Source organism: Actinoplanes sp. TBRC 11911 (assembly GCF_012933445.1).
In the GTDB taxonomy this organism is placed as follows: Bacteria; Actinomycetota; Actinomycetes; order Mycobacteriales; family Micromonosporaceae; genus Actinoplanes.
This window is the reverse complement of the sequence record NZ_JABBNC010000003.1, coordinates 95,592-107,834: the sequence shown is the minus strand read 5'-3', so window position 1 is coordinate 107,834 and position 12,243 is coordinate 95,592. Positions and strand designations below refer to the sequence as shown.

The following is a 12,243-nucleotide window of genomic DNA, read 5'->3' as shown; positions in this document are numbered from 1 at the left end:
GGTGCCGGTTCCCCTCCATTGTGCGCGGGTTCCTGTGTAAGTCCTGGAGACTGGCTGTCAGACGGCTTGTGCCTCCGCGACCAGGGTCACCAGCTCGTCGCGTGCCCGCGCCACCCGCGACCGGATCGTGCCGACCGGTACCTCTTCCACCTCGGCCGCCTCGGCGTACGACAGGCCCATGACCTGAGTGAGCACGAACGCCGTACGCCTGTCCTCACTCAACCGGCTCAGCAGATCGGCGGTGGTCAACCGGTGCGCCGGGTCGGGGGCCGGCAGATCGGTCCACGCCTGCGCGGCCAGCCGGGCGTCCAGCCGGCGACGGCGGATCACGGCCCGCAGATGATCGGCGCAAGTCCGTCGCGCGATGCCGAGCAACCACGTGCGTACGCTCGATCGTCCCTCAAAGGCGCTTAAAGACCGGAACGCCCTTAGGTAAGTTTCCTGGGTGAGATCGTCGGCAACGCCCGGGTCCACCAGGGCCGCGGTGAACCGCCAGACGTCCGTTTGCGTGGCCTTCACGAAGGCCGACTGCGCGATCGGGTCGCCTTCGGCCGCCGCCAGGGCAAGCTCGGTGGTCTCGTCCAGGCCATCGTCACCCACGGTCATGAACGGAGATGGTACGCGGATGCGTGCTGGGAACCATCCCCGCCTTTCGGCCGACTACCCACCGTCGAGGAACACTCAGCAGAACGGGCAGCATGACCACCATGACGGTTGATCGACGCCGGCTCTTCGCGGCCCTCGGGGGCTCCCTGATAGGGCTGTTGTTCGTGCTCTTCGGCCCGGCCGGTCCGGCGAGCGCGCACGCCGCGCTGGTCGCGAGCGATCCGGCGAACGGGACGATCGTGCCGGACGCGCCCAACAAGGTGACCCTCACCTTCAGCGAATCCATCCAGCTCATCCCCGGCAAGATCCAGGTGCTGGCGCCCGACAGCTCGCGCGCCGACGCCGGTAACCCGACCTCCGACGGTTCGGCCGTCACGATTCCGTTGCGGTCGGGTGGGGGGCGCGGCACGTACCTGGTCAGTTATCGCGTGGTCTCGGCGGACAGCCACCCGGTCGGCGGCACGATCACCTTCTCGGTGGGGGCCGCGTCCACGCCGCCCACCGCGACCGTGAACGACACCAAGGTCGACCCGGTGGTCCGCGGGCTGATCCCGGTCGGCAAATACCTCGGGTACGCCGGCCTGATCCTGCTCATCGGCCCGGCCCTGGTGCTCGCGCTGCTCTGGCCGCACCGGCTCAGCCGCCGCGGCCCGGCCCGCCTGGTCTGGACCGGCGTCGGCCTGATCATCTTCAGCACGCTGGTGGCCATCTGGCTGCAGGTGCCCTACACACTCGGCACCAAGCTCTGGGACGTACGCCTCGGTGACCTCCGTGACGTGCTGGGCAGCACATTCGGCGCGGTCATGCTGGTCCGGCTCGGCGTGATCGCGGCGGCCGCGTTCCTGCTCCGCACGCTGCTGCGCGGCGACGGCAACGAGTCCAAGACCGACCTGGCGCTGCTCGGCGTGCTCGGCGTCGGCGCGCTGGCCACCTGGCCGCTGACCGGGCACCCGACCGCCTCCCCGGTGGCCGGCGTCTCGGTGGTGGTCGACGCGATCCACCTGGCCGCGGCCTCGATCTGGGTGGGCGGCCTGATCATGCTGGGCCTGTTCCTGCTGCGTCAGGCCAACGAGCGTGAGCTGGGCGCGATCCTGCCGATCTGGTCGCGCTGGGCGGCCACCTCGGTGTCCGCGCTGATCCTGGCCGGCGTCGTGCAGGCGCTGATCGAGGTGTCCTCGCTGACCGGGTTCTTCACCAGCACGTACGGGCTGCTGATTCTGGTGAAGGTCGCGCTCGCCGGATCGGTGCTCGGGGTCGCCTGGTTCTCCCGGCGTTCGGTGGTGAAGCGTACGGCCGAACGGCGCTCCGGAGGTCTGCGCCGCCTGGTGTTCGCCGAGCTGGCGGTCACCGCGGTGATCATCGGGGTGACCTCGGCGCTGGTCCAGATCCCGCCGCCGCGCACCGCCGAGGCCGCCGAGCAGAGCGCCACCGACACCACCGTCTCACGCACCCTGACCAGCCAGAACATGGCGCTGCAGGTGGACATCTTCCCGGCCACCGTGGGCAACAATTCCATGCACCTGTACGCCTACACGCCGGACAACAAACCGCTCACCGTCGTGGAATGGAGCGGGACGGCGGCGCTCCCGGCCAAGGGGATCGAGCCCATTGCGATCCCGCTGCTGCGCCTCACCGACTTCCACGCGGTCGGCGACATCGCGCTGCCCCAGGCCGGCGACTGGACGTTCAAGTTCACCGCCCGTACCTCGGACATCGACGAGTCCACGGTGACGATGACGGCAACGGTCAAGTAGCTTCTCCGGCTTTATTCGGCCCGGTCCTCTTTATGAGGGCCGGGCCGTTGTTATCAGCGTTTTGACCACTTTAGGGGTATTTGGATCTGTATGGTCAACAAAGTATGGCCTGAGACTAGGGGGAGAAACAGATGCGGTTGTTCCGCACGATTCTCGGGATGCTGCTGCTGACCATCGGCTTGCCGGCGCTCGTCGCCGGAGCCGCCCTCTGGGTGGCCTTGCAGCACCGCGACCAGGGCGGCGCGTTCAGCGGCGAACTGCAAAACCTTTCCACCCCCGGGTACGCCGTGGTGGTCCAGGACGTGGATCGGCTGCTGCGCTCGGACGCACCGTTCACCCGGATCGGCGACACGCAGCTGCGGTTGACGGCCCGGACCGCGAACGGGCCGGCCTTCGTCGGCATCGGCCCGAGCGCCGCGGTCGCCGCGTACCTGTCCGGCGTCCCGCACAGCACCGTCGGCTCGGTCGACATCGGCACCGGGGCGTTGCCGGTGACCACGACGGTGGTGCCCGGCGCCCATCCGCCGGTGCTGTACCCGGCGCAGGCCGCGTTCTGGACGCGTACCGACGTGGACGGAAGCATCGCCTGGTCGCCCGGATCGGTGCGCGGCGGCCCGTACAGCCTGGTCGTGATGAGCCCCGCCGCGAGCCCCGTGCTGCACGTGACGACGTCGGTCGAGCTGCGGCCCGGCTGGCTGAACTCCAGCACGTGGGGCCTGCTCACCCTGGGCACGCTGCTGGTGATGGTCGGGCTGGTCGTGCTGGCCTGGCCGGCGCGCCGCCGCGAGGTCATCTACGTGGTCGAGCCGCAGCACGTGCAGGACCTGGTCGCGAAGATCGGCGCGCCGCTGCCGGTCGCGGTGAAGAAGTCCGGGTCTCGGGTGGTCGGGGCGCACCGGCCCGAGACGCTGGCGGACGCGGCACGGCCGGCGCTGCCCGCGTCGCCTCCGCTGGCGTCGATCTCGCCAGCGGGGTTGAGCTGGCCGCCAGTGCGGACGCCGGCGCTGGTCGGGGCCGGTGCGGGGTCCGGCGCTGTTGCGGATGATGTGGTGTCGCCGGCGGCTTCGGCGTTGTCCGGGGATCGGCCGGGGTCTGTTTTGTCCCCTTTGGCTGCGCCAGCTTCATCGTCTTCGGCTGAGCCCGCTTCGTCGCCCGCGGGTGAGTCTGTTCCGGTGTCTTCGGCCGGGCCTGGGTCGTCGCCTTCGGCCGGGCCTGGGTCGTCGCCTTCGGCTGAGCCTGGGTCGTCGCCTTCGGCCGCATCTGCTCCGTCCGTTTCGGAGCGTTCGGACGTGCCGGTTTCGACGCCTTTGGGTGGCCCGGTTTCGACGCCTTCGGATGCCGCGCCGGTTTCGCCGCCATCGATTGCGCCGGTTTCGCCGGCGTCCGTTGCGCGTGTTTTCGCACCCTCGGCCGTGCCGATTTCGACGCCTCCCGTCGGGCCTGTTTCGGCGCCTTCCGTGGCTCCTGTTCCGATGACCTCCGCTGGGCCCGTTTTGGTGCCTGCTGTGGAGCCGATTTCGCCCGAGGCCGGCGGCCTTTCCGCCGCCAATTTCCTGGCGCGCTCGCCACGGCATGCCGAGTCGGGGCCGGGCGAGCCGCTCAGCTTCCCCGGCTCGTTGGGTGACGCGGCCGGTGATGACCCGCTGTTCGGTGGCAAGCCGTCGCGGGGTGGCCGCCGTCGTGCACCGGAGACGGCCGACCTCCCGATGTTCCAGGCCGCCGCGGTCGGAGCGTGGGTCGCCGAGACAGCGCCGGAGCGAGCACGCGAGACCGAGGCCCGCGCGGCCGCCCGGATGGCCGAGGCCGCGAAGCGCCGCACCCCCGATGCCCCGGCAGACGCACCCACCGCCCGCCATTCGGCCGAGGCTTCCGAGATCCCGCCGGTCGACGCCGTCGCGGCCGCCTATGCGGCGGGTGCCGCCGACGCCCGGGCCATCCGCGGCGACGTGGTCGCGGCCGAGCCCACGCCGGAGGTCACCTCCGAAGTGACGCGCGACCCGCGCTTGGCGGTCCAGCGCGTCTCGGTGGTGACCGGCCCCAACGCCACCGACTGGATGGCCACCGGCCTGACCCGAGCGGACTCGCCCCGGGTGGGCGGCCCATCGTCTCGTGGTTCGGCGCCGCAAACCGGCATCAGCCCGGCCGCCGGGGGTAAGTCACCCGCGGCTACCCAGACCGGCCTCCGGCCGGCCGTACCTCCAACCGCCAGTGGGGGCAGGCCAGCCACGGGTGCCGACGCCGGGTCCGGCGGCGCGCGCCGCCGTCGCACGGCGCCGGCACCCGGCTCCGCTACGGCCGCGCCCGCCGCAGCCGCGCCCGCCGCAGCCGCGCCCGCCGCAGCCGCGCCCGCCGCAGCCGCGGCTGACTCCGCGCCGACATCCGGCTCTGCAGCGGACACATTGGCGCCCGGCTCTGCTGCAGCCGCGCCAGCCGCAGCTGCCTCCGTGCCGACATCGAGCTCAGCGACGGCCATCCCGGCACCCGGCTCCGCCGGAGCCGTGCCGGCATCTGGACTTCGGGCAGGGGCGCCGGCACCCGGTTCCGCCGCGGAGTCCGCGGTTGCCTCTGCTGCGGCCTCGGTTCGCCCGGCCGACTCGTCCGATCTCGCCGCGCTGAGCGACGGAGCCGAGCGTGGAGACCTTGCCGCCACCGCCGACCTCTCCGAGAGCTCGCCGAACGCGAGCGCTTCGGCTCCGGCGGCGACGCGCACAGGCTCCACCGGAACCAGGCGGCCCAGGGCCGAATCCGGCGCCGAGGCACCGCCCGCTTCCGCTAGTGGGCAGGCGCGCCCGACTTCCAACGCCGGACCGGCGCGCCCGGCCTCGACTGGCGGGCAGGCGCGCCCGGCCTCCGGTAGTGGACAGGACGGCTCCACTGCTCCGGCGCCGCCTCGGCCCGTAGTGCCTCGGCCAGCGCCGACGCGTCCCGTGGTCCCGGCTCCGGCGCGGCCCTCCACGCCGGACCGGCCGACGAGCCCCGAGCCGGCGGCCGCGACCGCCGCCGGTGAACCGGCCACGGCCGAAGCGCACCCGCACGCACCCCGCGTATCGGGGATCACCCCGGGAGGACATGCCCCGGGTCCGGTCAGTTCCTCGCCGGCGCTCGTCACCCCGGCCCCGGCCGAGGTCACCGCGGCCATGCGGTCCGTGGCGCGCCGCGAGCGTCTCAGCCCCGAGGTCGTACCGCTGAACGGCGCCGCCTCGGCCGAAGACCCGGAATCGCAGCCGCAGAGCCCCACCATGCGGGCAGCCGCAGAGGGGCAGGCCCGAAGCGGAGCCGACGACCAGAGCCGCCGGGCACCGCGCGTCGCCGCGAGCAGGCCGGCCCAGTCCGAGACCGTCGTTGGGAGCAGGTCGGCGCAATCCGAGACCGTCGTTGGGGGTAGGCCGGCCCAGTCCGAGACCGTCGCTGCGGGCAGGTCGGCGCAGTCCGAGGTCGTCGCAGCGGGCAGGCCGGCCCAGTCCGAGGCGCAGCATGGCAACGGGGCCCGGGTCACCGAGTCACTTCGGCCGAGCGAGGCCCCGGCGCAGCGTCACGGCCCGGTGCCGGAGTTCCAGACCGGCGAAGCAGCGGTAGTGCACACGCCCACCAACACGGCCGAAGCCGTCGAGCTGGACGCCGGGGAAGAAGCCGGTTCGGCGCGGGGGCCCGAGCGACCGGGCCGGTTGTTCGCCCAGGCGCAGGCTCGCGTCGAAGGCAACTTGGAGACGGCATCCTCGGGCAAGCTGCCATCGTTCGCCGCGGGACGCCCCGCCCCGGCCGCATGGCGCAAGGCCGCGGAGTCGGTGGCGGCAAGGGCCGCGAAGCCCGAGCCAGGAACGGCCGCAAAGCCCCAGCCAGAGGCCGCCAGAAAGTCCACGCCTAAGACCGCCACGAAGTCCGAGCCAACGACAGCAGCGGCTCCGAAGACGACGCGCGCCAAGTCCGCCGGCAAGGACCCGGAGAAGGCGGTCCCCGCCAAGAAGGCCTCGGTGGCCGCGAAGTCATCGACCAGGTCCGCGACGACGTCCAAGGCGCCGGCCGCCAAGGCAACTCCGGACACCACCACGTCGCCCACCCGCTCGACGTCGCCCAAGAGCGTCTCTGCAGCCGCGTCGCCGACTCGGAAGGCGACCCCGGCGAAGCCGGAACCACTAGGTGCCACACCCGCGGCCGACGTGCTGCCTGCGGACGGGTCGACCTCGGCAACGGCAACCACGTCAACCAGGCCGGGTCCGGCCAAGTCGACGACGGCAGCAGCCCCGACACCGACAAAACCGACCCCGGCAAAAGCCGCACCGACCAGGGCCGCGAAGGCCACCTCCGCGAGCGCGACGAGGGCCACGCCCGCAAGCGCGACGAAGTCAACGCCGGGGAGCGCGGCAAAGACGGCCTCCACGAACGCGGCGAAGGCCACTCCCGCGAACGCGGCGAAGGCGAAGGCGACCCCCGCAAAACCGGCCGGGAGCGCGCCCAAGCCGAAGCCCGCCAAAACCGGAACGGCGAGCAAGACGACCGGGCCCGTCGCAGCCGCCGCCAAGACGCCGCCCACCACCACGACCAGCCTCTCCGGCTATCAGAAGGAGGCGGCCGAATTGTTCGCCTCGGCCCAACGCCGCCGCCGGACAACCAACGTGGGCGACCTCCCGCTCATCCCGGAGATCCACCCGCCCACGTCCGAACCGATCCGCCGCCGGCGTTCGTCGCCCCCGTCGGACCCGCAGTAAGCCGTCATCGGCCACAACAAGCCGCCACTCGGCCCGCACCAAGGCACCGGGCTGCGCCAGCCTCATCGGATCCGCCGCACCCCGTACGCGAAAGGGCCCTCCGCGCTGCCGACGCGGAGGGCCCTTTACCGGGGGAACGGAGTAACCGAAGGGGGGCTTCGTCCGTTAAGCCCAGTTTAACCCCACTCAGGCACAACTGCGACCTCCTCCCCCTAAAGCGGACAAAACCCCACCGCAAGCGGGAACGGGCCGCACGACCGGCGACCAAGGACGAGAACGCAACACGCCGGGCGCGGGCGTAGGCTGTCGGCGTGGCTGATCTTCTGGTGTGGATCGACTGTGAGATGACCGGGCTTGACCTCGGCAAGGACAAGCTGATCGAGGTCGCGGCCCTGGTCACCGATCCCGAGCTCAACGTGCTGGGCGAGGGCGTCGACCTGGTCATTCATGCCGACGACGAGGCGCTCGACGCGATGCCCCCGGTGGTTCGCGACATGCACGCCAAATCGGGGCTCACCGAAGAGGTGCGGCGCTCGACGATCACCATGGCGGAAGCCGAGGAGGCCGTCTTGGCGTACGTGCGGGAATTTGTGCCAAACCCCCGCACAGCGCCTCTTTGCGGCAATTCGATCGCCACCGACCGGGGCTTTCTCGCCCGTGACATGCGCGCGCTCGATGATTTCCTTCACTACCGGATGATCGATGTCTCGTCGATCAAGGAGCTCTGCCGCCGCTGGTACCCCCGGGTGTATTTCGGGCAGCCGGCCAAGGGCCTCGCGCACCGGGCGCTCGCCGACATCCGGGAGAGCATCCGCGAGCTCGAGTACTACCGGCGGACGATCTTCGTGCCGCTGCCCGGCCCGGACGTCGAGACCGCGAAGGCGATCGCCGCCGAGCTCTAGAGTCACCCGGCCGCGCTACCGAACCCGCTCGACGAGGGGTCCAGGCGTCCGGCTATGATTGTTCGGCACCACGGGGTTCCCCTGAGGTGCGCATGGTGGTCGTAGCTCAGTTGGTAGAGCACCGGGTTGTGGTCCCGGGGGTCGCGGGTTCGAATCCCGTCGATCACCCCATTGCATGGGTTGGCGAAAGGGCTCTGACCGAGCCTTTTCGGTAGGCCGTGACCCGTCCATAAACGTGGACATAGGACGATCCCACCCGGAACCATAAGATCGCCGCATGGATGTGCAGGGGCTCACGCCGGTAGCCGGGTTCCCGTTTCCGGTGTTCACGAGCGCCGGTGGTGCGGAGCGCGCCCGCATGGTGGCCGAGCGCGCCGCGCGGACGATCGCCTGGCTCGATCGAGTGGTCGGCCTGCCGGAGACGCCGCCGCTGTTCGTTCTCGGGCCGGACGACTGGGACAAAGTCGCGACCACCCCGCTGTACGGAATGCCGCACGTGGAAACCGACCGCATCGTCGTCGGCCAGCAACCGGCACCATTCTGGAACGCGGTGATCGGCACCGTCGTCGGCCATGTCGAGGGCGGCGGCCTGCGCCGGCTGCACGACGTCTACGGAAACCCGATCGACATCGGGCTCTTCGCGGACCTGCTGGTCGCCCACGAGTTGACCCACCTCACCGATCGGGAGTGGGCGCCCGGACCGGTCGGTTTCTGGCTCGGCGAGCTCGTCGCGAACCTGGGCCTGCACGGCTATGTCACCGAGGTCGAGCCCGAGCAGACCATGCGACTGACGACCATTTTCGAGGTCACCTGGTCGGCACCGAACGACCATTGGCCCGTACGGGATCTGGCCCACATGGAAAAGGGTCTGGAGGGCGACGGATCGAACTATGTGTGGTTCGAGTTCGGCCTTCTGGTCCTCGCGAAACGCCTGTGGGAAACCGCCGGCGCGAAAGCACTCCAGCGACTGGTGGGCGCCATGCGGGGTCCGGAACTCGGCTTCGACGAGGTCGTGAAGCTGCTCGACGAATTGGATCCCGCGGTCGGGCAAGCTATTCGGAACTGGCCGGGAAGTCCGCCGCCCGGCTCACCTCGGCCCAATTCCTGAGCTCGGCCAGCCGTTCCTCGGTCGCCCGCTCGACCATTTCCACCGCGGCCGCACCCAGCACCAACTGCAACGGTGGTTCCGGGTTGTTCACGACGTCCACCAGAATGCGGGCTGCCCGCGCCGGGTCCCCGGCCCAGGTGCCGGCCGTGGTGCGCCGGAACTCGTTCATCCGGCCCACCGTCTGCTCGTAGTCGGGAATGACCGGCGGGAAGTTGGTCTCGTTTCCATAGTCGGTGCGGAAAGCCCCGGGCTCCACGATCGTGACCTTGACGCCGAGCGGCCCGACCTCGTTTCGCAGCACCTTGGAGAACCCTTCCACGGCGTGCTTGGCGCTCTGGTACGCCCCGTTTCCGGGGGTGCCGCCGACCCGGCCGCCGACCGAGGAGAACTGCAGGAAATGGCCGGACCGCTGCGCCCGGAGAATCGGCAGTGCGGCCCGCGTCACGTACACGGTGCCGAAGAAATTGGCCTCGATCTGCGCGTGGAAGTCCTCCATCGGCATGGTCTCGAGCGCGCCCGTGCTGGTGTAACCCGCGTTGTTGACCACGACGTCGAGGCGGCCGAAGGTGTCCACCGTCCGCTGCACGGCCTGCGCGGCGGAGGCCGGGTCGGTGACGTCCAGCGGAAAAGCGAACGTTCGTTCGCCATACTTCGTGACCAGGTCGGCCAGCAGTTCCGGGCGGCGGGCGGTGGCCACGACGTTGTCGCCGGCTTCGAGTGCGGCGATGGCGATCTCCCGGCCGAAACCACGGGAGGCGCCGGTGATGAGCCAGGTGCGCATCGGTGTGCTCCTCTACCTACCGGTTGGTTGGTTCAGCCCGAGTATCACCTCCGGAACGCCCGCCCATCAACCAACTGGACGGTTGGGTAACGTAGAACACGTGGTCACACGCAACCCCGAGGACGCAAAACGCCGCATTCTTGCCGCCGCCACCGCCGAGTTCGCCGCCCACGGCATCGCCGGCGCACGGATGGATCGCGTGGCCGAGCGGGCCACCAGCAGCAAGGAACGGATCTACGCGTATTTCGGGAACAAGGACGAGCTGTTCGACATCGTCTACACCGCGTCGATCCGGGACACGCTCGACGCTGTCAAATTCAACGCCCACGACCTCCCGGCGTACGTGGGAAGGATGTTCGATTATTTCGCCGACAACCCGGACAGCCAGCGCCTGACCATCTGGTACCGGCTGGAAAGGCCGACCGGTCCGGGCCTGAACGCGGTGATCGAGGCGAATGAGGCGCGGATCGCGGCGCTGGCCGGAGCGCAGGCCGACGGGCTCGTCACGACGAGGTTCACGCCCGGCGAATTGCTCACCTTGATTCAGGCGATGGCCGCTTCGTGGAACACGTTGAATCCGGAGTTCGCGCGGACCGGCCACATGGGCGACCGTGAGCACCGGCGCGACGCCGTGATGGAAGCGGTCGCCAGGCTGATCGCCTGATCACGCCCCATGGCAGAGGCCGTCGAGTCCGAAGTAGAAAACCGCCTTGTTTGCCGACGCAAGTGAACTAACGTCCCCGCCGTCCGTCAATAGTGCCGTGGACTTCGAACCGCAGAAGCCGGTCGCCTGGCTTTCCCCCAGTCAGCTGGCCAAGACCGGCATCCGGGTCGCGCTCAACTCCGTGCAGGGCTCGTTCCTCGACAAGCGTGAGCTGCAGAGCGCCTTTCCGGATCAGGTGCATCGCGAGGTGGGCCCGGACGGTGAGTTGTGGCTCGACTACGTGGCGGACACCGGTGACGGATTCGACGCCACCTATACGATCGCGCATCTGGTGGCCCGGCCGGAACTCGAGGTCGAGGGCCATCGCCTGCCCCGCGGCGGCATGCTGTTCCTCGGCGGCGACGAGGTTTACCCCACGCCCGGTCCGGACGCGTACGAGAACAAGTTCCTCGGACCGTTCAAGACGGCTTTCCCCAAGGCCGAGGGCGAGCCGCCGAGCATGTACGCGATCCCGGGCAACCACGACTGGTACGACGGGCTCACCTCGTTCCTGCGGATTTTCACGGGCACCAGGCGTACGGACATCGGGGGTTGGAAAATCCCGCAGAGCCGGTCGTATTTCGCCGTCGAGCTGCCGGGGGACTGGTGGCTGTTCGCGATCGACGACCAGGCCTCGACCTACATCGACGACCCGCAGCTCGCCTATTTCCGCCGGGTCGCCCAGCGGCTCACCCCGCGCTCGAAGGTGATTATCGCGCCGCCGAGCCCGACCTGGGTCGAGGTGGTGGACATGCCTGGCATCTATGCGTCGGTCGATTACCTCGTGGATAAGGTGATCGCCCCGACCGGAGCGCAGGTCCGGGTGATGCTCTCCGGCGACAACCATCATTACGCGCGCTACTCCGGGCCGTCGCGCGAGCTGATCACCTGCGGTGGCGGCGGTGCCTTCCTGTTCGCCACGCACACCCAGCCGGACACGATCCAGGTGCCCCCGCCGGAGACGGTCAGCGACGATCCCCGGCACACATACGAATTGGCGAAAACCTATCCCAGTAAGCGGCGGTCGCGGCAGCTTTCGGCGGGCATCTTCGCCAACCTGCCGCGCCGCAATCCCGGATTCGTGGCGCTGATGGGCGGCGCGCACCTGCTGCTGATGCTCATCGCCAGCGCGGTCGTGTTCAGTGGTTTCGACAGCGCGGTCCAGCGCATCGCGGTGGTGCCGTTGATCATTTTTGTGGTCGCGATGGTCGCGGCGTGGAACGCGTTCGCGCACATGGACCTGCTGAAGTCCGGCCGGCCGCGGGCAACGACGGCCGGAATCTCGCACGCGCTGGCGCACCTCGCGCTGGGCGCCGCCGGAACGTGGGCCTGGCACGCGCTGCCCCCGCACGACTGGCATTGGCCGTGGTCACTGCTCGCCGCCGTCGTCATCTACGGCACGGTTTCCGGATTCGCGGCGGCCGAGGTAGTAGCCCTGTATCTGTACGTCGCGGGCGGGCTGGGCGTCAATGTGGAGGAGTTGTTCTCCGCTCAGGGCATCACCGGCTACAAGAGCTTCCTGCGCATGCATTTCGCCGCGGACGGCACGCTCACCATTTATCCGCTGGGCGTGGCCCGGGCCGGCCACGCGTGGCGCCCGGACGGCGACACGTTGGTTCCGTCCAGGCCGCTGCGCGTCCACCTGATCGAGCCGCCGATCACCGTGTCCGAGGTGTGAACCGC

The 12,243-nt window shown here is 70.1% G+C and carries 11 protein-coding genes and 1 tRNA gene; 6 read left to right on the top strand and 6 right to left on the bottom strand.

Annotated features, from left to right (window positions below; all coding sequences use genetic code 11):
- Positions 1-57 precede the first annotated feature (57 nt).
- A complete protein-coding gene (locus tag HH310_RS06265) occupies positions 58-606 on the bottom strand; it encodes a sigma-70 family RNA polymerase sigma factor (protein WP_169174460.1) in 549 nt (182 codons plus the stop codon).
- Between the two features lie 92 nt (positions 607-698).
- On the opposite strand from HH310_RS06265, the gene HH310_RS06260 reads away from it, so the two are divergent.
- Positions 699-2,360, top strand: a complete 1,662-nt coding sequence (locus tag HH310_RS06260) for a copper resistance CopC/CopD family protein (protein ID WP_169174459.1) — start codon at positions 699-701, stop codon at positions 2,358-2,360.
- Positions 2,361-2,475: 115 nt separating this feature from the next.
- On the opposite strand, the gene HH310_RS06255 is transcribed toward HH310_RS06260, so the two are convergent.
- From HH310_RS06255 to HH310_RS06240, 4 genes are all read right to left on the bottom strand, one after another.
- Positions 2,476-3,084 (bottom strand): hypothetical protein, encoded by a 609-nt coding sequence (locus tag HH310_RS06255; protein ID WP_169174458.1) that lies wholly within the window; start codon positions 3,082-3,084, stop codon positions 2,476-2,478.
- Positions 3,085-3,153: 69 nt separating this feature from the next.
- Positions 3,154-3,909, bottom strand: a complete 756-nt coding sequence (locus tag HH310_RS06250; RefSeq protein ID WP_169174457.1) for a hypothetical protein — start codon at positions 3,907-3,909, stop codon at positions 3,154-3,156.
- Between the two features lie 354 nt (positions 3,910-4,263).
- Positions 4,264-4,422, bottom strand: a complete 159-nt coding sequence (locus HH310_RS06245; protein WP_169174456.1) for a hypothetical protein — start codon at positions 4,420-4,422, stop codon at positions 4,264-4,266.
- Between the two features lie 1,470 nt (positions 4,423-5,892).
- Entirely contained in the window at positions 5,893-6,897 is a 1,005-nt protein-coding gene (locus tag HH310_RS06240; RefSeq protein WP_169174455.1) for a hypothetical protein, read from the bottom strand.
- 480 nt (positions 6,898-7,377) lie between these two features.
- Here HH310_RS06240 and orn point away from each other — a divergent pair, with 480 nt between their 5' ends.
- From orn to HH310_RS06225, 3 genes are all read left to right on the top strand, one after another.
- The gene (orn, locus tag HH310_RS06235; RefSeq protein WP_169174454.1) at positions 7,378-7,968 is read left to right on the top strand and encodes an oligoribonuclease; all 591 of its coding nucleotides are present in this window, start codon (positions 7,378-7,380) and stop codon (positions 7,966-7,968) included.
- A 95-nt stretch (positions 7,969-8,063) separates the two neighbouring features.
- Positions 8,064-8,139, top strand: a tRNA-His gene (locus tag HH310_RS06230).
- A 106-nt stretch (positions 8,140-8,245) separates the two neighbouring features.
- Positions 8,246-9,076, top strand: coding sequence for a hypothetical protein (locus HH310_RS06225; RefSeq protein WP_169174453.1), 831 nt, complete (start codon positions 8,246-8,248; stop codon positions 9,074-9,076).
- Here the strand turns inward: HH310_RS06225 and HH310_RS06220 are convergent.
- Positions 9,021-9,857 (bottom strand): SDR family NAD(P)-dependent oxidoreductase, encoded by an 837-nt coding sequence (locus tag HH310_RS06220; protein ID WP_169174452.1) that lies wholly within the window; start codon positions 9,855-9,857, stop codon positions 9,021-9,023. The genes HH310_RS06225 and HH310_RS06220 overlap by 56 nt on opposite strands.
- On the opposite strand from HH310_RS06220, the gene HH310_RS06215 reads away from it, so the two are divergent.
- Positions 9,841-10,521, top strand: coding sequence for a TetR family transcriptional regulator (locus HH310_RS06215; RefSeq protein ID WP_248293773.1), 681 nt, complete (start codon positions 9,841-9,843; stop codon positions 10,519-10,521). The two genes, HH310_RS06220 and HH310_RS06215, sit on opposite strands and share 17 nt — an antisense overlap.
- A gap of 97 nt (positions 10,522-10,618) precedes the next feature.
- Positions 10,619-12,238 carry a metallophosphoesterase gene (locus tag HH310_RS06210; protein WP_169174450.1) on the top strand — a complete coding sequence of 540 codons (1,620 nt, stop codon included), beginning with the start codon at positions 10,619-10,621 and terminating at the stop codon, positions 12,236-12,238.
- The last annotated feature ends 5 nt before the right edge of the window (positions 12,239-12,243 follow it).